The following is a 19,822-nucleotide window of genomic DNA, read 5'->3' as shown; positions in this document are numbered from 1 at the left end:
CCTCGATCGTGCGCCGCGGGCCCGGGCTCCGCCAGCCACCGCACGGGTTGGGCGGTGCCAGCCGATCGTGCGGGCCGGCGCCCGCGGCCCGGCCACGACGTCGCCGCCGGCGGGGGAGCGGTCCGGGTCGGTGAGCCACTGGCTCATCAGGCCGTCCGGGCCGAACTCTCCATCGACGGGCGCCGGTTGTCCTACCTCGACTTCGGTGGCACCGGCCGCCCGCTGGTAGCGCTGCACAGCCATCTGCCCGAGGGCGCCACCTTCGCCCGCCTCGCCCCCGCGCTGAGTCCCGAGTGGCGGCCGATCGCTCCGGACCAGCGCGGGCACGGGGAGTCCGACAGCGCCGCCGACTACTCACGCGAGGGCTACGTCGCCGACGTCCTGGCCCTCCTGGACCACCTTGGGCCGGCCCGGGGCGTCCTGTTCGGTCGCTCCCTCGGGGCCGTCAACGCCTGTCGGTTCACCGCCCGCCATCCCGAGCGGGCTGCCCTACGAGGCACCCACCCGCGACGCGCTCCTCGCGGGCTTCGGCCCGGCTGCGCCGTACTTCTCCGACCGGCTGGCTGCGGGAGAACTCCGACGGCAGTCGGCGACTGCCCTTCCACTCACAGGAGATGTACGACTCCGAGGACCGGGTGCACGGCGACCACTGGGCCGACTGGACGGCGACCTCCTGCCCGGCCCTGCTGGTCCACGGCACCAAGGGGGCATCCCGGCCGAACCGGTCGCCGCCATGGTCGAGCGCCGGCCCGGCACCGTGTCGGCCGGGCTCGACGCCGACCACCTTGTCTATACGGCTGCACCCGACGCGTTCGCTGCCGCCTTACGGTCCTTCCTCGACACCCTCTGAGTGCCTACCGGCGCCACGGCCCCGTCACCGCGAACGTCGTCCCGGGCGTGTAGCAGTTGACGTACATCGTCCCGCCGTCCGGGGAGAAGGTGACGCCGGCGAACTCGCCCCACTCCGGGGCCTCGGGGGTTCCGATGTTCTGCCGGCCGCGGGCCATGGCGTAGACCTCGCCGTGCCTCGTCACGCCGTAGACGTGCTGGGCGCCGTTGCCGTCCTCGCAGACCATGAGACCGCCGCTGGGGGCGAGGCAGATGTTGTCCGGGGACTCGCCGGGGAGCTGGATGTCGGTGTCGGGGCCGAAGACGATCACCAGGGTCAGACGGCGCGACGAGGGGTCGTAGCGCCAGATCTGCCCGAAGTGGTCGGCCGCGGAGCCCTCGGCGCTGTGCGCGAAGGACGACACGAAGTAGACGCACTGCCCGCCCCAGTAGCAGCCCTCCAGCTTCTGGGCGTGCGTGATGCCCTTCGGGCCGAAGTCCTGCAGCCGGATGGGGGTTTCGGTGGCGAGCGCGTCCGGTACGTCGACCCACTCGACGCCCTCGAAGCAGGCGCCCGTCTCCTGGATCGAGGACAGGTCCGGTACGCCGGGCACGCGCATCGCCTGCAGCTTCCCGCCCGCGCGCAGTGAACCGAGGCCGCCCTGGGGCCTGTTGGGCAGGAAGCGGTAGAAGAGGCCGAAGGGCTTGAGGAAGGCGTCCTCGGTCTCGTAGACGATCCCGCGCTTCGGGTCGATCGCGATCGCCTCGTGCTGGAAGCGGCCCATCGCGGTCAGCGGTACGGCCCCCGAGCGGTGCGGGTCGGCCGGGTCGACCTCGAAGATGAAGCCGTGGTCCTTGGTGTAGCCGTTGGTGCCGGCCTTGTCCTCGGTCTCCTCGCAGGTCAGCCAGGTGCCCCAAGGTGTGGGCCCGCCCGCGCAGTTGACGGCCGTACCGGCGATGGCGACCCGCTCGGACAGCACGTTGTTGCGGGAGTCCAGGGTCAGGGTCGTACAGCCGCCCTTGCCTGTGGGGTCGTAGGTGAGGCCCTCGATGGTCGGGACCGGGATCGCCGCCGTGGGACGGTTCTCGTGGTTGCGGACGAGGTGGACGCGACCGTGTCTGCCGGGGAGGGCGGTCATGCCGTCGTGGTTGGAGGGGACCTTGCCCTCCTTCGAGCGGAGCTGGTCGCCCTCGCGGGAGAGGACCTTGTAGTGGAAGCCTTCCGGCAGGTCGAGCAGGCCGTTCGGGTCGGCGACCAGGGGGCCGTAGCCGGTGTGGCCCAGGGACTGGGCGGCGGCGGTGCCCGCGAAGAGTTCGGAGAGGGCCCCGGTGAAGGCGATTCCCACGCCCAGGGCGCCGGAGCGGGCGAGGAGTTGTCGTCGTGTTGCAGACATGACGGGAAAACCTTCCTGCTGGCGGACAGGACTGCGAACCTGTGAACCCGCTGTGTCTATCACCTGGGTCCGGCTCCGGGAACCACGCGCGTAGCACGTGTCATGCGGCGGTTACTTGTCGGCCGGGTGTTCCTGCGGCTGATCCGCCCTTTCCAGGAAACGCAGCAGCTCCACGGGGAAGGGCAGGACGAGCGTCGAGTTCTTCTCGGCGGCGACCGCCACGATGGTCTGGAGCAGCCGCAGCTGGAGTGCCGAGGGAGTGTCCTGCATCTGCTGTGCGGCCTCGGCGAGCTTCTTGGAGGCCTGGAGTTCGGCGTCGGCGTTGATGATCCGGGCCCGCCGCTCCCGGTCGGCCTCGGCCTGCCGGGCCATCGAGCGCTTCATCGTGTCCGGCAGCGAGACGTCCTTGATCTCCACCCGGTCCACCTGTACGCCCCAGCCGACGGCCGGGCTGTCGATCATCAGCTCCAGGCCCTGGTTGAGCTGCTCGCGGTTGGACAGCAGGTCGTCCAGATCGCTCTTCCCGATGATCGAGCGCAGGGAGGTCTGCGCCATCTGGGAGACGGCGAACTTGTAGTCCTCGACCTTGATGAGCGCGTTGGCCGCGTCGATGACCCTGAAGTACACGACGGCGTCCACCCGCACGGTCACGTTGTCGCGGGTGATGCCCTCCTGGGCCGGCACCGGCATCGTGACGATCTGCATGTTCACTTTGTTCAGCCGGTCCACCAACGGGACGATCATCGTGAATCCGGGCGCCCGTACGTCACCCGCGAGCCGCCCGAACCGGAGGACCACCCCGCGCTCGTACTGCTTGATGACCCGCGCCGCCGCGGCGACGTAGACGACCCCCGCGGAACCGACTGCCACGACCACCGTCAACAGCTCCTGGAGCATCCCGGCCTCCTCGTCGAGAGGTCCGCTATGTCTGCTCCTGTAACGATATGCCCAGTGGCTGGTCCGGGGCCACGACGGGCCCGGACCAGCCACCGGGGAGAGCACTACTCCGCCGTCACCCGCACCGGCTCGGTGCCGACCGCGCTGTGCCGCTGGGCCCAGTTCTCGAGCGCCGTACGGCAGGCGTGGTCCAGGTGGTGCAAGCCGGACAGGTCCAGCTCGACGGGTCGGTCCTGGGGCAGCGCCTCCAGGCTGTCGAGGATCTTCGGCAGCCTGAGGAAGGTCGCGTTGCCCGACAGGTACGCCTGGACGGGGCCGGCGCCCTTGTCTATGACCTCCAGCTTGAGGTGCGAGGCCTCCCAGGCGGTCTTGGCGACCGCCAGCGCGAGACCGATGAGCACGCCCTCGAACATGCTGACCGCGACGATGGACACGGCGGTGACGACCAGGATCAGCGCCTCGCCGCGGTGCTCGCGCCACAGCGCCACGATCTCCCGGACGGGGATGAGCTTGGCGCCGGCGTGCACCAGGATGCCGGCCAGGGCCGGGATCGGGATGTACGCGAGCACGGACGGCAGCAGGGCCGCGAACAGCAGCAGCCACACGCCGTGCAGCACACGGGACGCCTTCGTCCGCGCGCCCGCCTGGACGTTCGCCGCACTGCGCACGATCACCGCGGTCATCGGCAGCGCGCCGAGCACACCGCAGATCGCGTTGCCCGCGCCCTGCGCGACCAGTTCCTTGTCGTACTCGGTGCGCGGTCCGTCGTGCAGCCGGTCCACGGCCGCCGCGCTGAACAGCGACTCGGCGGACGCGATCAGCGTGAACGCGACGATCGTGGCGAGCACGCCGACACTGGCGAGTTCACCGAACGCGTCCATCGACGGCGGCTGGATGGAGCCCAGCAGCCCTTGCACCTCGACGGTCGCGACCGGCAGCGAGAACACCAGCGCGACGAGGGTCGCGAGACCTACGGCGGCCAGCGGACCCGGAACCGTGCGCAGCTGCTTCGGCATCCGCTTCCACAGCACGAGTACGGCGATGGTGCCGGCGCCGAGGCAGAGCGAGGCCAGCGCCCCGGTGTCCTGGACGGCGTCGGCGAGAGCGCCGGGCAGTCCCGCTATTTTGCCGAGCCCGGAGGCCGGGGCCTTGGCGTCCGCGGCCGCGTACAGCTGTCCGGCGATCAGGACGAGCCCGATTCCGGCCAGCATGCCCTCGACGACGGAGACCGAGATGGCCCGGAAGTAGCGCCCCAGCTTCAGGGTGCCCATGAGGATCTGGAGGACGCCGGTCGCGAGGACGACGACTCCGAGGACGGGGAGGCCGTACTCCTGGACGGCCTCGAAGACCAGCACGGTCAGGCCCGCCGCCGGCCCGGAGACCTGGAGGCTGCTGCCGCGCATCAGACCGGTGATGAGCCCGCCGACGATGCCGGTCACCAAGCCCAGCTCGGCCGGGACGCCGGAGGCCACGGCCACGCCGACGCACAGCGGCAGCGCGACCAGGAAGACGACCAGGGAGGCGGCGAAGTCCTGCCGCAGGTGAGGGTATTTGGTCATCATCCGGATCACAGGGCCTCGAACGTGTCGGTCTCGGTGCGGTGGGCGCGCACGGCGCCGGTGTGCACCTCGTAGTACCAGGCGTGCAGGGACAGTTGACGGTCTTTCAGCTTCTTCTCGATGAACGGGTACGAGCGCAGCCGCAGCACCTGCGCCAGCGCGTGGGCCTGGACGCCCTGGGCGACGGCCGGGTCCTCGACGGCCCCGGTCGGGCGCGGCGTGGCGTGCGACGACAGCCAGTCGCGCACGGCCGGTACGGCGTCCAGGTCGTCGCCGCGGACGAGGGCGCCGACGGCGCCGCAGTGCGAGTGTCCGCAGACCACGATGTCGCGGACGCCCAGCACCTCCACGGCGTACTCGATGGTGGCCGCCTCGCTGGTGGGGTGCACGGAGGCGTACGGCGGGACGATGTTGCCCGCGGTGCGCAGCTCGAAGAGCTCGCCGGGGCGGGCGCCCGTGATCAGGGCCGGGACGACTCGGGAATCGGAGCAGGTGATGAACAGGACCTGCGGCGACTGGCCTTCGGCCAGCTTGGCGAACTCCTCAGGGCGTTGTCCGAACGTACGGGCGTTGTCGATGAGGGGCTGCATGTGGTGACTCCTCCTGGCGCGCCAAAGGCGCGTCGGACGTACATGACAGATGTGGGGGGTGACGAGATGTGAGGGTGAAGAGAGTGACTGCTACTGCTCTGCTGTCAGCAGCGGAAGACCTGAAGTGCGGCCGGAGAGTGGGCTGTCGAGGGTCTCGACAGACGGAAGCCGCCGCGTACGACCGGTTCGTGTACGTCCGCCGGGTCCTGTGCCAGCAGCGGGCGCTCGGGCCCCTCGGGGGCGAAGTCGATGACGCGGTGCCGGTCGCGGGTGCGCAGGGGACCGGTCGGGTCCCCGGACGGGTTGCAGTGGCGTTTCGTGGCGGCTTCGTCGCGCAGTGCCTTGCCGGAGAGCTTGGTTCCGGTCTGGGCTTTGGCCTCTACTTGACGCGGTGTGTACGCGGATGCGAAGCACTCGGTGGGTGCGAAGAACTGGAGGGCGAGCAGGACGGCGGCGAGGGCCGCGAGTACGGTCCGTACCGTCGTACCTCGGAACATGCGCCCCCCTCCCGGCAGTTCACACTTCTCGCTCTGACCAAAGCCTGGTCAATGGCTGGTCAAGAAACACCTTAGCCGTGCAAAGTTGTTTGCAGGGTTAACTTAACGTTTCCAGCTGAAGAGAGGCTGAAGCGCTGCGGGTGGTTGGCCTGAACCGGCCCTTGACCTGGGGGAATTGGTGGGTTAGGCGGGCTCGACCAGGCTCTTGGCGTCGCGGGCCAGCGCGGTGAGGCGGGAGATCGCGCGGAAGTACTTCTTGCGGTAGCCGCCGTTCAGCATCTCCTCGCTGAACAGCTGGTCGAAGGGGCGGCCCGAGGCGAGGACCGGCACCTCACGGTCGTAGAGCCGGTCCGCGAGGACGACGAGCCTGAGGGCCGTCGACTGGTCCTGTATCGGCTGCACGTCGGTCAGGCACACCGCCTTGATCCCGTCGGTCAGGGCGCCGTACCGGCTGGGGTGGACGCGGGCGAGGTGGTCCAGCAGGTGCGGGAAGGTGTCGAGCGCGGCGCCGGCGGTGGCGTGCGCCGCCTTCGTGACCTGCTCGTCGGAGAACGGCGCCGGCGCCTCGGGCAGCCCGCGGTGGCGGTAGTCCTGGCCATCGATGCGCAGCGGGCGGAAGCGCGCCGACAGGCCCTGGATCTCGCGCAGGAAGTCGGCGGCCGCGAACCGGCCCTCGCCGAGCTTGCCCGGCAGGGTGTTGGAGGTGGCGGCGAGCGCGACACCCGCGTCGACGAGCTTGCCGAGCAGGGTCGACACGAGAACGGTGTCGCCGGGGTCGTCGAGCTCGAACTCGTCGATGCAGAGGAGCCGGTGGCCGGAGAGCGTCTGGACCGTCTTCTGGAAGCCGAGGGCGCCGACGAGGTTGGTGAGCTCGACGAAGGTGCCGAACGCCTTGAGGGCGGGCTCGGCCGGGGTGGCGTGCCAGAGGGAGGCCAGCAGGTGGGTCTTGCCGACGCCGTAGCCGCCGTCGAGGTAGACGCCGCGGGGGCCGGCCGGGGTCTTCGGCGCCTTGGCCTTGCCGAAGCCGAGGAAGCCGCGCTTGCCGCCGCCGACGGCGTGCGCCCCGCCGAGCCCGGCGGCGAAGGACGCGAGGACGTGCACCGCCTCGGTCTGGCTGGGCTGGCCCGGGTCCGGGATGTACGTGTCGAACCGCACCGAGTCGAACCGCGGCGGGGGCACCATCTCGGCGACCAGCCGGTCCGCGGGGACATACGGCTCACGGGCGCACAGGGACAGCGGGGCGGCGTCGGCTATCGGGCCGAATCCGGACGCGGCGGCAGAGGTAGACACGGTTAACCATGCTAGGGCCTGTCCGGCGGGTCCGGCCGGGCTGGGGTGTGCGGTGCCGTGGTGGCCGGGGCCGAGCGGGGTCTGGTGCGTCCACACGCAAGGCGGGGGAGGGCGGCGACGTGGAGGGTCGGGGATCGACGACAACTCCGCAGGTGGGCGTGTCAGACCTTGCGACCCCGGCCGGACCCGCCGGGCAGGTCCTGGGGGCGTGCCACACTGCACGACATGCGACGCCTGTTCCCTGTGACCGACGAGACAGTGGCCCGGACTCAGGAGGAGGTCGAGTGGAGCCTCGCCGAGCTCGCCGCCGCCTATGCCTATCCCGAGCCCGTGCCCGGGGCGGGTTCCGGTGGGCGGGAGCCCTGGCTGCGGGCCAACATGGTCTCCACGCTCGACGGGGCCGCCCAGCACGACGGCCGTTCCCAGCCCATCTCCACCGCGACCGACATGCGGATCTTCGGCACGCTGCGCGCGCTGGCGGACGTGGTGGTGGTCGGTGCGGAAACGGTCCGCCAGGAGGGGTACCGGCCCGCACGCGCGCGTGCGGAGTTCGCGGAGCTGCGGGAGGCCGCCGGACAGGGCCCGGCGCCGGCGGTCGCGGTGCTCAGCGCGAGCCTGGATCTGGACTTCTCCCTCCCGCTGTACACCTCGCCCCTGGTGCCCACCCTGGTCCTCACGGGCGCGGCGGCCGCCCCGGACCGGATCGCCGCGGCCGAGAAGGCCGGCGCCCGGGTGGTGATCGCCGGCGACGGCGTCGGCGTGGACCCCGCGCGGGCCGTACGGGCCCTCGCCGACCTCGGGCACACCCGCCTGCTGACCGAGGGCGGCCCGCGGCTGCTCGGTCAGCTGGTGGCCGCCGGGGTACTCGACGAGCTCTGTCTGACTTTGTCCCCGATGCTCACCGCGGGCGACGCGCAGCGCATCGCCGGCGGGCCCTCGGTCGCGGTCCCGCGGCGATTCGTACTGGAGTCCCTGCTGGAGGAGGACGGGTTTCTCTTCAGCCGGTACCGGCGACCCTGAGCCCGACCGGGTCGGAAATCGGTTCGATCGGTACCGCTGGTCCCGACATCGGCGGAATCTGCCGTTCCGTTTACCTTTCGGCGGGCACACTGAATCCGGCAGTACCCGTGCGACGACGGGGCAGGATGGTTTCCGCAGGGCCTGGCACGGCCCACGGAGGAGAGAGGGCCGACCGGCCCTCGAAGGAGAAGGGGCGCCTGGTGTTCACAAGCGTTTTGATGATCGAGAAGGCCCTTACGTCCGCCGACGTGGAGTTCGTCACCACCTTGCACGGGGACGAGGAGGTCTCGTTCCACGTGCTGCTCCAGCCGCGCGGCGACCAGGCCGACCGGCTGCTCAGGGCCATCGACGACGTGGCGCTCGGCGAACTCGACGAGGCCGCGCACGAGCAGGAGACGCCGGAGGGGGAGGCGGCGAAGGGAGTGGGGCAGCAGGCGCTGGAGGTGTCCCTGCAGGCGCTGCGGGTGTCCGGGAGCGAGGCGGAGGGGCGCCTTGTCGAGGATCACCCGCTGGACGCGCTGAAGGCCCTGGTCGGTGAGATCGGTGCCGACGAGGTGATCGTGCTGACCGATCCCCACTACGTGGAGGAGTTCTTCCACCGGGACTGGGCGTCGAGGGCGCGGCACAAGGTGGGGGTGCCGGTGCTGAAGCTGTTCTCGCACAGCAAGGCGTAGTTCTCTGGCTGCGGGTGTGTGGGGGCTGGTCGCGCCCAAGCGGCGGAGCCGCAAACGTCACAGCCCCGCGCCCCTGGGGTGATGCGGTGACCCTTGTTTTGTAGGCAATAGGCTGGCCTCTCGAACGTCCGCCGTACGCACCACGCACAGGGAGACATACATGGCACCCGGCCTTCCCACCGCCATGGACCGACCGCACTTCATCGGCATCGGCGGGGCCGGGATGTCGGGGATCGCGAAGATCCTCGCGCAGCGCGGGGCCAAGGTCGCGGGCAGTGACGCGAAGGAGTCCGCGACCGCCGAGGCCCTGCGCGCGCTGGGCGCCACCGTGCACATCGGGCACGCGGCGGAGCACCTCGCGGACGACGCCACCTGTGTCGTCGTCTCGTCGGCGATCCGTGCCGACAACCCGGAGCTGGCGCGCGCGGCCGAGCTGGGGATCCCGGTGGTCCACCGCTCGGACGCCCTCGCCCGGCTGATGGACGACCTGCGTCCGATCGCGGTCGCCGGCACGCACGGCAAGACGACCACGACGTCGATGCTGGCGGTGTCCCTGAGCGAGCTGGGCCTGAACCCGTCGTACGCGATCGGCGGCGACCTGGACGCCCCCGGCTCGAACGCCCTGCACGGCGACGGCGAGATCTTCGTCGCCGAGGCGGACGAGTCGGACCGCAGCTTCCACAAGTACGCCCCCGAGGTCGCCATCGTCCTCAACGTCGAGCTCGACCACCACGCCAACTACGCCTCCATGGACGAGATCTACGAGTCCTTCGAGACGTTCGCCGGGAAGATCGTGCCCGGCGGCACGCTCGTGATCTCCTCCGATCACGAGGGCGCGCGGGAGCTGACGCGGCGGATCGAGGGCGTGCGGGTGGTGACGTACGGAGAGGCCGAGGACGCGGACGTACGGGTGCTGTCCGTCGTGGCCCAGGGCCTCAAGAGCGAGGTCACCGTCCTGCTGGACGGCCAGGAGCTCACCTTCACCGTCTCCGTCCCCGGCCGCCACTACGCCCACAACGCGGTCGCCGCGCTGGCCGCGGGCGTCGCGCTGGGCGTCCCCGCCGTGGAGCTGGCCCGGGCCATCGCGGCGTACACCGGGGTGAAGCGGCGCCTCCAGCTGAAGGGCGAGGTGGCCGGCGTGCAGGTCATCGACTCCTACGCCCACCACCCGACGGAGATGACGGCGGACCTGGAGGCGATGCGTGCGGCGGCCGGCGAGGCCCGCATCCTGGTGGTCTTCCAGCCCCACCTGTTCTCCCGGACGCAGGAGCTCGGCAAGGAGATGGGCCAGTCCCTGGCCCTCGCGGACGCCTCGCTGGTCCTCGACATCTACCCGGCCCGCGAGGACCCGATCCCCGGGGTGACGAGCGCGCTGATCATCGAGGCGGCGCGGGCGGCGGGCGCCGACGTGACGCCGGTCCACGACAAGGCGGAGGTGCCGGCGGTCGTGGCGGGAATGGCCAAGGCCGGTGATCTCGTTCTCACCATGGGCGCGGGCGACGTGACGGACCTGGGCCCGCAGATTCTGGACCGTCTCGCTCAGAAGTAAGGGGTTGGCCAACATGTCGTACGACGTCGAGAAGCCGGACGAGGAGTGGCGCGCGGAGCTGACCCCGGCCGAGTACGCCGTCCTGCGCCAGGCCGCGACCGAGCCCGCCTTCACCGGTGAGTACACCGACACCAAGAAGCAGGGCGTCTACTCCTGCCGCGCCTGCGGCGCCGAACTCTTCACGTCCACCACGAAGTTCGAGTCCCACTGCGGCTGGCCGTCCTTCTACGACCCGAAGGACACCGACGCGGTGGAGCTCGTCTCGGACCGGTCCCACGGCATGGTGCGGACCGAGGTGCGGTGTGCGCGGTGCGGGTCGCATCTCGGGCATGTGTTTGAGGGGGAGGGGTATGCGACCCCGACCGATCAGCGGTACTGCATCAACAGCATCTCGCTGAGGCTGGCTCCCGAAGAGGGCTGAGACCGTGCTGAGGCACGTGGATCGCGAGGGTGTCCGGCTCGCTCTCACCAGGCGTGCGGGTTCGGGCAGGCCGTTGCTGATCGTGCCGGGGGTCATGGCCGACGCCGTCGCGTGGCAGCCGGTCGTGGACGCGCTGGACGTGGCCGGACCGGTCTACGTGCTGAACCGGCGAGGGCGGAAGCCCAGCGGTGCGCTCGGCCCCAACTACTCGATGCGCACGGAGATCGACGACCTGGACCGCGTTCTCGACGAGATCGTCGCCGCCGAGGGCGCGGAGCACGGCGTCGACCTGTTCGGCTGGAGCTTCGGCGGGCTCGTCGCCCTGGAGGCGGCGGCGCGGCGCACCGGGAGCGTCCACTCGCTCACCCTCTACGAACCGGTCGTACGGCCCTTCGGCCGCGGGGCGCTCGCCGCCCTGCGGGAAGCCGCCGCGGCCGATGACCTGGACCGCGCCCTGGAGATCGTGAACCGGGACGTGTCGGGGTTCTCGGAGGAAGACGTGGCACAACTGCGCCGGAGCGCCGCCTGGGAGGTCCTCAGACCACTGGCCGCCCCGCTCGCCCAGGAGCTGACGGCCCTCGACGAACACCCCGCCGACCTGCGGGCGTTCGGGGCCCTGGACCTGCCCGTCACCCTGCTGCTCGGAGCCGAGAACGAGGGTGTCCCGCCCTACGGCGACGTGTTCGCCGAGATCGCGGCGGCGCTGCCCCGTGCCCGCGTCGTCACCATGCCGGGCCAGGGCCACCTGGCGCACGCGCAGGCCCCGGAGAGCCTGGCCCGCCACATCGGGCAGGCGCTCCACCGGGCCGAGCGGCGCGATCCGGACGTCGGCCTGTCGTAGCCGGTAGCAGGCTCTCAGGCCTCCGCGCGGCCGTACACCGCGCTCATGAAGATCGGGACGAGCGTATCCAGCAGGCGCTCCTCCGGTACGCCCGGGGTCTGGCCGCTGAACGTGGTGAACAGGACGCGTTCGACCATCCAGTTCAGGGAGGTGGCGAGGTCGTGGGCGGGGATTCCCTCGGGGGCCGCCCCGCGAAGGCGTTCGGACTCGATCGCCTTCGTCACCTCCGCCACGAACTCCTCCATCACCTGGGACCACAGGTCCTTGACGGCGGGGCTGGTGTACTGCGCGGCCACCGCCGCGGACGCGATCGGGCGGTGGGCGGAGAAGGCCTCGCAGAACGCGCCGATCGCGCCGCCGCCCACGGCTACCTGCTCGGCCAGTTCCTGACCCCGCACACCAATCGCCGTACGGATGCCTACGGCGGCAGCCTCGACCACCGCGCGCGGCTGCTCGTCGAGGTGCTGAGAGGCCTGCGCGCACGGCTCGGCGACGACTACCCGATCCTCGTCAAGATGAACGGCACCGACGACCTCCCCTTGCGCAGGGGAGCGACGACCGAGGAGCTCCTCCGGGTCGCCGTACGACTGCAGGACGAGGGCATCGACGCCGTCGAGATCTCCCGCGGGCACTACGAGTCGTGGCCCGGCATGATCCAGGGCAGATACCGCGGATTCTTCAGAACCAGCCTCGACTCCGGTGCGGGGCAGCACAGTTCGGCGCTGCGCAAGGCCGTCGGACGGGCCGTGGCACCGGTCGCGCTGCGGAGCGACTGCGCCCGCCGCTGGAGGGCTTCAACCTTCCCCAGGCCGAACTGTTCACGCGCGCCCTGGACGTCCCCGTCATCTGCGTCGGCGGCTTCCACACAAGGGCGGCCATGGAGGCGGCCGTCGACGGCGGGAAGGCCGACGCCGTCTCGGCCGCTCGCGCGATGATCGCCGACCCGTACCTGTACCGCAACGTCCTCGATGAGGCCGCGGACCGGCCGGTCTGCGGCTACTGCAACGGCTGCATCGCCCGCTTCGGCGGACTGCCCGTCGACTGCTGCAGCGACGAGATCCGGCACGACCGTGACGCCATGATCGCGCGGCATCGGGCTCGGACGGCGGACTGAGCATGCGCACCGAACGCAGACGAAAGGAAAGGGTTGCGAACGGCAACTCGCCTGCCCGCACAGGAGAAAACATGAGCCGACCTGTCAAGACGACCTCCTTCATGTCCCCGGTCTGGTTGCGTGCGGACCTGCCGAGGGAGACCGCCCTCGGCTACTGGGCCGGGCCGCACGCGGAGATCGCCGGGCGGCTGCCCAACCTGGCCGAGTACGTCCAGCGGCACTTCTCGCCCACCGACCACGGCTACTGGCCGTCGTCCCCCACGGTGGGCACCGCCGTTCCCACGAGCCGGCGGTGCGACGGCGTGGCCGAGGTCCGGTTCGGGAGCACGGTCGCCGCGCTCGGCATGCCGCTGCGCATGCGGGAGGTCTACCTGGACGAGCAGAACGTCTTCGAACGGGTCCTCGGGCAGGTCACGGGCCCGGGCGGGGGCCGCTGGTGGACCGGCGGCCACGACGACGCCGTGGGCCACCGCACGATCCTGCTGCTGCGGAGGCGGCGCGGGGTGAGCGGCCGCGCCTTCCGGAAGTACGTCCAGGACCGCATCGGCCCCGCACTCCACGAGGCCGGTGGGCGCGACCTGCGGACGTACACCTTCCTGCCCTGGTCGCGGTTGGTGCATCCGACGCTCGGCGTCAGCCACGACAATCCGGCTTTCCGCCGGACGAGTTGCTGAAGTCCGAGCAGGTCGCCGGGATCGTCGCCGACCAGCACACCGTCCTGACGGCCGTTCACGCCTACAGCGTGGAACGGAGTGTGCCGGTCGTCCGTGCCTCAGGCGGATGAGGAGGACGGCGCCGCCGTGCTGTTCCTGATCACCAGACTCGTCGGGACGAGATCCGTGCCGGGCTGCGGGCCGCCGTGGGTGCGGATCTGCCGTAGGACGCCCTGGACGCAGCGGCGGCCCACCTCGGCGAAGTCCTGGTGGACGGTGGTGAGGGGCGGGACGAAGAACGCCGCGTCGGGGATGTCGTCGAAGCCGACGACGCTGATGTCCCGGGGGACCTGGCGGCCGCGTTCGTGGAAGGCGCGCAGCAGGCCCAGGGCCATCTGGTCGTTGGCGGCGAAGACGGCCGTGCAGTCCGGTTCGGCGGCGAGCGCGAGGCCGGCCGCATAGCCGGACTCGGCCGACCAGTCGCCGTGCAGCGGCGGCGGCACCGGGCGCCCCGCCTCCTCAAGGACCTTGCGCCAGGCCTGAGTTCGGCGCTGACCGGCGTACGACGCCTCGGGCCCTGTCACATGCCATACGGTGCGATGGCCCAGGTCGAGCAGATGCCTTACGGCCTTCCGCGCGCCGTCGGCCTGGTCGGTGTCGACCACGCTGTAGCGGTCGCCGGCGTCGGAGTCCACGACGACGACATGGACGCCGGGCGGCAGCTGCACGGTGCCGGTGTCGAGGAGGTGCATCTCCATGATGACGATGACGGCGTCGACGGCCAGCTCGCCCATGCGCGTGAAGGCCCCGAGGACGTTGTCCTGGGTCGGGACGTCGATGGGGATCAGGGTGATGGCGTACCCCTCGGCCGCGGCGTGCGTCGCGATCGCCTCCACGGTGCGGCTGTTGCCGGTCGAGGAGAGGCTGAAGAGGATCACGCCTATGGTGTTGAACTGGCCGTAACGCAGGGCGCGTGCCGCGCTGTTGGGCCGGTAGCCCAGCTCCCGCATCGCCGCGAGCACCTGCTCCCGGGTCGAGGCGATCACCCCGGGGTGGCCGTTGGAGACCCGGGAGACCGTCTGGGACGACACGCCCGCGAGCGTGGCGACGTCGGCCATGGAGACGCGCTGTTTGCGGCGCCCGCCGGGCACGCCCGATCCGCCCCGTTCCACCACTGGTGCCCCCTTTGTTCGGTCCGGAACCCGTTGAGTGACGCACCGGATGTTACGTGTGGGAAACCTTGACGGCCGCCGGGGTGGATGCCACGATTCCGGCGCCGCCACGTTTACGTAAACATCGCTTCCGCTCCGGCCCTCATGTTTACGTAAACATGCTCGATTCCGAAAGGGCAAGTTGATGCGCAAGACCCCCACCACCACCCGCTTCACGCCCCGGCTGCGTGCCGCCTGCGTCGCGGTCGCGATCGCCGCGGTCACCGGTGCGACCCTCGTCGGCAGCCCCGCCTCCGCCGCCCCGGCCACCGACACGACCCAGTTCAAGGGCGTGAACTGGGCCGACCCGCGCGACAACTTCGCCGACGACCTGCTCCAGCTGTCGGGCCTGTCGACCTCCGACACCTACAAGCAGACCTACGCCAAGGCGACCCGGATCATCGCGGCGTTCCGCGCCAACCTCGGCGCCAACACCGTACGGCTGCCCATCAACCCGTACACGGTCAACGGCGCGTACTGGAAGTCGTACCGCGGGGTCATCGACGCGGCATCCGACCAGGGCTTCAAGGTCATCGTGTCCTACTGGGAGGGGACGGGGGACCGCAAGGACGGCTTCATCGACGACGAGGCCACCTACTGGCCCATGTGGAACACCGTCGTCAAGGCGTACAAGAACGACCCGCGGGTCTACTTCGAGCCGATGAACGAGCCGCACGGCTACACCGACACCGAGTGGGCCGACATAGCCGCGAAGTGGCTGCAGACCTACCCGTCGGTGCCGCGCAACCGCGTGTTCGTCAGCGGCGCCGGCTACAACGACCACGTCACCACCGTCTGCGCCGACCCGCGCCTGAAGGGCACCTACCTGTCCCTTCACCACTACGGCTTCTGGAAGTCGTACGCCACCTACGACGAGTGGGTCGCCGACCTCAAGGTGCGCATCGGCGACTGCGCGAACCGGACCGTGGCGGACGAGTTCGGATCCCCGATGACGACCGGCCTGAACTACAACGTGAAGACCCCGGACGACAACTTCATCAACTACCTCCAGGCCGTCACCGACACCTTCCGCGAGCTCAAGATGGGCTCGGTGTACTGGCCGGGTCTGCGCACCGACGACACGTACTCCCTGCAGACCCTCGTCGGCGACCCGAACCGTCCGTGGCTGGCCACCACCAACCAGTCCGGTGCGGACCGGCTCGCGTGGGGCTGGGGGCGCGGGAAGCCTGTCGAGGGCTGAGAGTCGTGCTTCAGATGCCAACCCGTGCCGTGAGCACGGGTTGGTAGAAGCCGGTGGACTCCGGTGTGTGCCAACTGAGGTCGGTGAAGCCGGCCTCGGCGGCGAACTCCGTCAACTGGTCGCGGTTCAGGGCCCAGTAGGTCGTACGGCGGGCCCGAGCCGTCCATGTGTCGGCCGCCGGGATGAGCTGGATGTGCTCCAGGTCGTAGCGCTCGCCGTCCTCGTGCCAGTGCCACAGCTGGAAGGTGATCACCCTGCCGTCGGGGGTCTGCGAGACCTGGGGCGGTGTGGAGGTGGGCCGGGTCCCGTTGTAGGACCGGACGGTGAGCAGCAGCAGTCCGTCCTCGCGCAGGACGCGGCGCATACCGCGCAGGGCCGCGGTGACGTCCTGCGCGGACAGCAGGTGCGGGAGCGCGTTGTCGGCGCAGACGACCACGTCGAAGACGGACGACACGAACGGCAGGTGCCGCATGTCCGCGGCGGCCGTCGGGAGGGTGGCGCCCCGTGCGGCCGCCTCGGCCGTGGCGCGTGCGGCGGCCCGGGGGCTCAGATCGCTGCCGACGACCTCGTGCCCGCTCAGGGCCAGCCCGATCGCCTGGGTGCCGATTCCGCAGGAACAGTCGAGGATCCTGCGCGGCCCCGCGCCCAGCCGCGCGCGGACGAGCTCGTCCAGGACCGTTGCCTGGTACGCCATGCTCGCGTCCCAGTCCTGGAAGATCAGGTGGTAGTCGGGGGCCAGGTCGTCGTAGAAGTCCCGCGTCGAGTCAGGGGCCATGCGCGCAACGCTAAGCGCTCCGTTGTATGTGCCGCGATATGCCGTCGGTCGTCTGCGGCGCCATCGTGGCTGGTCGCTCCCCCACTCTCGGCTGCGCTCGAGCGGGGGGACCCCCATCGCGGCGGAGCCGCATATCGATACGGCCCCGCGCCCCTTCAGGGCGTCGCCCTACCGCACAGGACTCCGCCGAGGCTGCTTGGTGCGCTGTGAAGATGTGGTGCGAGGCGAAGAGGTGTTCGGGGTGAGTCCCGCAGGGAGTCTCCCTCGAACCGGTGCGCCCCGCCGTCGACCGGGCCGTGCTGCCCACCCCGAGGAGGTCACCGACGGCCTGACCGGTCCCCTACGGCACGTCACCCCGGCCCGTCGATCGCGCACTCCTTCACCGTGAGGGGTTTGGTCTCCCCGGCCATGCGGCTGCACAGCACGCCCGTCTCGGAGGTGCCCTCACGAGTGCGGCGGACCACCTTGAGGACGATGCTGTGGCCGGTGCGGTCGCGGTACAGCGGGGCGTCGGTGAAGTCGATGACGCCGGTGGCCATGCCCTCGATACGGACGGTGCGCAGGTTCACCCAGGTCGCGGCGCGGCTCTGGGGACTGCCCTTGAGGGTGGCCGCCCAGTACAGGGCGCGGGTCGCGTCGTGGGCCAGGGCGGTCTGGCCGCTGGCCACGGCGGGGCTGTCGTAGCGCACGGTCTGCTTCTCCAGACCCGGCAGGTATTCCTTGGCGTTCACATAGAAGTTCGTCCTGTCGGCGGCCTTCTCCAGCTCCGCCAGCGCCGCGTGGTAGAGCGTGACCCCGGGCGCCGGAGCGACGGCACTCTCGCCCCGGGTGAAGTCGGCCTTGGAGAGGTCGTCGCCGGTGAGAATGGCCAGGGGCTTGCCGGCGCAGCCCGTTTCGGTGCCCAGCTGGGTCATCAGGGGTTCGACGTCCTCGACGCGGCCGGCGAAGTAGATCACGGACGGGACGTGGTCGCCGCCGCAGATCTCCTGGGCGTGCTGACGGAGTTCGGGGGTGCCGCCGCTGAGCGTGTAGCGGCGCTGCTTCAGCAGGGTGAAGCCGCGCTGGTCGAGCATCTCCTGGCCGTAGTACGCCTGTTCGGAGGTGTAGCGGTCGTCGGTCTTCGCCGTGTCACGGGCCAGGACCAGCGCGTACTGCTTCTTGCCCGGGGTGCGTAACTGGGTGGCGATCAGGCCGAGTTGCCTGGTCTGCCACTCGTCCGTGGCGGCCAGGCTGAACCAGTTGGCGAACTCACGGGGCAGATAGGTGGCGGAGTTCGTGCCGGAGACGATCGGCAGTCCCGCCTCCATGAGGATGCGGGTGGTCGTCCGGCTCGACTTGAGGTCGCGGCCGGTGCCGACCACGCCCACCACGCTCGGGTCGCGGGCGGCGTACGCGGCGATCGCCCTCGCCATCTCCGTCTGGTGGTCCAGGTCCACTCCGCCGTTCGCCACGAGGACGCGCAGCTTCGTGGAGGAGTTCTCGTTGATGACGGTCTGGGCCAGATAGACGCCCCCCAGTTCCTCGGCGCCCTTCACGAGTGAGGAGCCCTCCGACGGGTCGGGGCTGAGCGGGCCGGCGTAGACGACGGTGACGTATTTCTGGGCCGGGGGACCGGCGATGTCCGCGTTCTGCTCCGCGATGAGCTGCTCCAACTGGGCCACGGTCCAGGGCGGTTCGCCGACGCCGGACGAGTTCTTGGCGTCGACGCCCGTCTTCGACGCGGGCAGCCAGTGGGAGAAACGCACGCCGTCCGTCGCGATGCCTATGCACTCCGTGCCGCCGTCGGGCGCCGGCTCGAGCCAGGTGTCCTGGTTGGCTGTCAGCACGGACGCGGAACAGTAGCGGTCGTGCAGTGACTCGGCCCGCATGATCGTTCCCGCGGTCGTCAGGGCGATCACCAGGACCAGCGTGTGCAGGGCCCACACCAGACGGGCGAGGGTCGGCCCGCCGGCCGCCCTCCCGTGCCGGGGCCGGCCTTCGAGCGGCTTCAACTGGTCGTGCGGCAGCGGGATCTTCATCACCCAGGGCAGTACGGCCCGCTCACGGCTGGGCGACTGCTCGGCCCGCAGATCGCGTGCCCACTCCCGGTACCACCTGCGCAGCCGGTCGCTGAACCCGGGCGGCGGGGGATCCGCGGGGGGCGTCGTCTGTCCTTCGTCGCGCTGCAGCCCCTGTACGTCCTCCGAGCGCACGGCGGCGTAGACGAGCAGCGGGTCGAGTTCGCTGCGCCGGCTGCGCACGTCACTGACCGCCCGGATGAACGCCAGGCCGCCGTTGTCCGCGTCCGCGTGGGGCAGGAACAGCACGGGCGGGCGCGGGCGCTTGAAGCCGCGCAGGTCCCAGCTCCAGCGGCGGTGGTTGTCCCGCAGGTCCTCCCGCAGGGCCAGCACGCACAGCTGGAGGTGGAAGTCGTCGCCCGCCTTGAGCGCCTGCGCCACGGCGTACGCCCGGGCCGCGATCGCCTTCCAGGAACGCACCGGACGCAGCAGCGAGACCTCGGTCGAGTCCTCATGGTCCGCGGTCCTGAGGAAGGTCGTGGTCATGAACCAGCGGCTCTCCCGGCGCAGCCACAGGAAGATCGGCGCCCGCCCCGGCAGGACGTAGTTCAGGACCGTCAGCAGCACGAGGAAGCCGAGCCCCGAGGCCGCCGCCACGTACCAGTCGCTGCGGGCCAGGAGCGCGGCGAGCACGGTCACCAGGCTCGCCGGGAGGATGTGCGCCATGTCGAACAGGGGCAGGCCCGAGCGCCAACGCGGGGTGTCCTTCGGCCGCCAGCGCTGCGTGGCCAGCTGGTTGAGCAGGCGCTGGCGGTGCTCCTGCGCCGGCTCCGGCCGGTCGGGGCCGGGGGCGGTCCAGCCGCCGCTCTCGCTCTCGAGCTTCTTGACCGCGTCGGCGATGGCGTGCACCAGCCGCAGTCGCGGGAACGCGTACCGCCGGTAGACCGCCTTCGGGCCGCCCCACTTCTTCGGGTCGCTCAACGCGCGCACCATCGCCGCGGCCTTGCGGACCTGTGTGTCGCCCTCGTACGCGACCTGCGCCACCGCGCAGCGCGTGCCGTGCGCGCCCTGGCCCCGGTACAGCTGCCGGACCAGGGCAGCCACCGCGTCGTCGTCCGCGGTCTCCTGCGCGTGCACGACGAACACCGGCATCGGCGGCTCGCTCGTGCGGAACTCCTGGATGAGGATCTCGAGTTGATCCTGGAGATCGAACCCGGCGCCGGTCTCCGGCATGCCGGCATGGCCCTTACGGCACTCCGGCGGGATCCCGCGATCATCGCGCGCCATGGCAACCCCCGTTCACCTTGCGTG

General features: G+C 70.9%; 20 protein-coding genes. 10 read left to right on the top strand and 10 right to left on the bottom strand.

Annotation, left to right across the window (positions count from 1 at the left end; all coding sequences use genetic code 11):
* The first annotated feature begins 54 nt into the window (after window positions 1-54).
* Window positions 55-903 (top strand): alpha/beta fold hydrolase, encoded by an 849-nt coding sequence (locus IG08_RS57335; RefSeq protein WP_234342953.1) that lies wholly within the window; start codon window positions 55-57, stop codon window positions 901-903.
* Here IG08_RS57335 and IG08_RS0123380 read toward each other — a convergent pair.
* The 6 genes from IG08_RS0123380 to zapE form a co-directional block, all read right to left on the bottom strand.
* Window positions 855-2,222 carry a PhoX family protein gene (locus tag IG08_RS0123380; RefSeq protein WP_030605743.1) on the bottom strand — a complete coding sequence of 456 codons (1,368 nt, stop codon included), beginning with the start codon at window positions 2,220-2,222 and terminating at the stop codon, window positions 855-857. The two genes, IG08_RS57335 and IG08_RS0123380, sit on opposite strands and share 49 nt — an antisense overlap.
* 111 nt (window positions 2,223-2,333) lie before the next feature.
* Window positions 2,334-3,119, bottom strand: coding sequence for a slipin family protein (locus IG08_RS0123375; protein WP_030605741.1), 786 nt, complete (start codon window positions 3,117-3,119; stop codon window positions 2,334-2,336).
* A gap of 104 nt (window positions 3,120-3,223) precedes the next feature.
* A complete protein-coding gene (locus IG08_RS0123370) occupies window positions 3,224-4,681 on the bottom strand; it encodes a SulP family inorganic anion transporter (RefSeq protein WP_030605740.1) in 1,458 nt (485 codons plus the stop codon).
* A 5-nt stretch (window positions 4,682-4,686) separates the two neighbouring features.
* On the bottom strand, window positions 4,687-5,268 hold the full coding sequence (locus IG08_RS0123365; RefSeq protein ID WP_030605738.1) for a carbonic anhydrase: 582 nt from the start codon (window positions 5,266-5,268) through the stop codon (window positions 4,687-4,689).
* A gap of 104 nt (window positions 5,269-5,372) precedes the next feature.
* Complete coding sequence (locus tag IG08_RS0123360) at window positions 5,373-5,765, bottom strand: hypothetical protein (RefSeq protein WP_030605736.1); 393 nt, start codon at window positions 5,763-5,765, stop codon at window positions 5,373-5,375.
* A 183-nt stretch (window positions 5,766-5,948) separates the two neighbouring features.
* Complete coding sequence (zapE, locus tag IG08_RS0123355) at window positions 5,949-7,055, bottom strand: cell division protein ZapE (protein ID WP_030605735.1); 1,107 nt, start codon at window positions 7,053-7,055, stop codon at window positions 5,949-5,951.
* 225 nt (window positions 7,056-7,280) lie between these two features.
* On the opposite strand from zapE, the gene IG08_RS0123350 reads away from it, so the two are divergent.
* From IG08_RS0123350 to IG08_RS0123330, 5 genes are all read left to right on the top strand, one after another.
* A complete protein-coding gene (locus IG08_RS0123350) occupies window positions 7,281-8,075 on the top strand; it encodes a pyrimidine reductase family protein (protein WP_030605733.1) in 795 nt (264 codons plus the stop codon).
* 200 nt (window positions 8,076-8,275) lie between these two features.
* The gene (locus tag IG08_RS0123345; protein WP_030605731.1) at window positions 8,276-8,749 is read left to right on the top strand and encodes a hypothetical protein; all 474 of its coding nucleotides are present in this window, start codon (window positions 8,276-8,278) and stop codon (window positions 8,747-8,749) included.
* Between the two features lie 160 nt (window positions 8,750-8,909).
* A complete protein-coding gene (gene murC / locus IG08_RS0123340; RefSeq protein ID WP_030605729.1) occupies window positions 8,910-10,298 on the top strand; it encodes a UDP-N-acetylmuramate--L-alanine ligase in 1,389 nt (462 codons plus the stop codon).
* Window positions 10,299-10,311: 13 nt separating this feature from the next.
* Window positions 10,312-10,719 carry a peptide-methionine (R)-S-oxide reductase MsrB gene (msrB, locus tag IG08_RS0123335; RefSeq protein WP_030605728.1) on the top strand — a complete coding sequence of 136 codons (408 nt, stop codon included), beginning with the start codon at window positions 10,312-10,314 and terminating at the stop codon, window positions 10,717-10,719.
* Window positions 10,720-10,735: 16 nt separating this feature from the next.
* Window positions 10,736-11,560: an alpha/beta fold hydrolase gene (locus tag IG08_RS0123330; RefSeq protein WP_199820894.1), complete on the top strand. Its 825-nt coding sequence runs from the start codon at window positions 10,736-10,738 to the stop codon at window positions 11,558-11,560.
* Between the two features lie 14 nt (window positions 11,561-11,574).
* On the opposite strand, the gene IG08_RS63055 is transcribed toward IG08_RS0123330, so the two are convergent.
* Entirely contained in the window at window positions 11,575-11,925 is a 351-nt protein-coding gene (locus tag IG08_RS63055) for a hypothetical protein (protein WP_420823289.1), read from the bottom strand.
* Between IG08_RS63055 and IG08_RS63050 the strand changes: the two genes are divergently transcribed.
* From IG08_RS63050 to IG08_RS0123315, 3 genes are all read left to right on the top strand, one after another.
* On the top strand, window positions 11,878-12,495 hold the full coding sequence (locus IG08_RS63050; RefSeq protein ID WP_158812270.1) for an oxidoreductase: 618 nt from the start codon (window positions 11,878-11,880) through the stop codon (window positions 12,493-12,495). The two genes, IG08_RS63055 and IG08_RS63050, sit on opposite strands and share 48 nt — an antisense overlap.
* Window positions 12,438-12,674, top strand: coding sequence for a hypothetical protein (locus tag IG08_RS55920; protein ID WP_052424842.1), 237 nt, complete (start codon window positions 12,438-12,440; stop codon window positions 12,672-12,674). The genes IG08_RS63050 and IG08_RS55920 overlap by 58 nt, the downstream gene beginning before the upstream one ends.
* Window positions 12,675-12,745: 71 nt before the next feature.
* On the top strand, window positions 12,746-13,348 hold the full coding sequence (locus IG08_RS0123315) for a hypothetical protein (RefSeq protein WP_052424841.1): 603 nt from the start codon (window positions 12,746-12,748) through the stop codon (window positions 13,346-13,348).
* 98 nt (window positions 13,349-13,446) lie between these two features.
* On the opposite strand, the gene IG08_RS0123305 is transcribed toward IG08_RS0123315, so the two are convergent.
* On the bottom strand, window positions 13,447-14,502 hold the full coding sequence (locus tag IG08_RS0123305) for a LacI family DNA-binding transcriptional regulator (protein ID WP_030605719.1): 1,056 nt from the start codon (window positions 14,500-14,502) through the stop codon (window positions 13,447-13,449).
* A 181-nt stretch (window positions 14,503-14,683) separates the two neighbouring features.
* Between IG08_RS0123305 and IG08_RS0123300 the strand changes: the two genes are divergently transcribed.
* Entirely contained in the window at window positions 14,684-15,739 is a 1,056-nt protein-coding gene (locus IG08_RS0123300) for a glycoside hydrolase family 5 protein (RefSeq protein WP_030605717.1), read from the top strand.
* A 10-nt stretch (window positions 15,740-15,749) separates the two neighbouring features.
* On the opposite strand, the gene IG08_RS0123295 is transcribed toward IG08_RS0123300, so the two are convergent.
* Window positions 15,750-16,514: a class I SAM-dependent methyltransferase gene (locus IG08_RS0123295; RefSeq protein WP_030605715.1), complete on the bottom strand. Its 765-nt coding sequence runs from the start codon at window positions 16,512-16,514 to the stop codon at window positions 15,750-15,752.
* A 350-nt stretch (window positions 16,515-16,864) separates the two neighbouring features.
* Window positions 16,865-19,798, bottom strand: a complete 2,934-nt coding sequence (locus IG08_RS0123290) for a type 1 periplasmic-binding domain-containing protein (protein WP_234342952.1) — start codon at window positions 19,796-19,798, stop codon at window positions 16,865-16,867.
* Between the last annotated feature and the right edge of the window lie 24 nt (window positions 19,799-19,822).

The organism is Streptomyces fulvoviolaceus, from assembly GCF_000718165.1.
Taxonomy (GTDB): domain Bacteria; phylum Actinomycetota; class Actinomycetes; order Streptomycetales; family Streptomycetaceae; genus Streptomyces; species Streptomyces fulvoviolaceus.
Note: the sequence above shows the minus strand (reverse complement) of the source record. Positions and strands in the feature narration are given on the sequence as shown.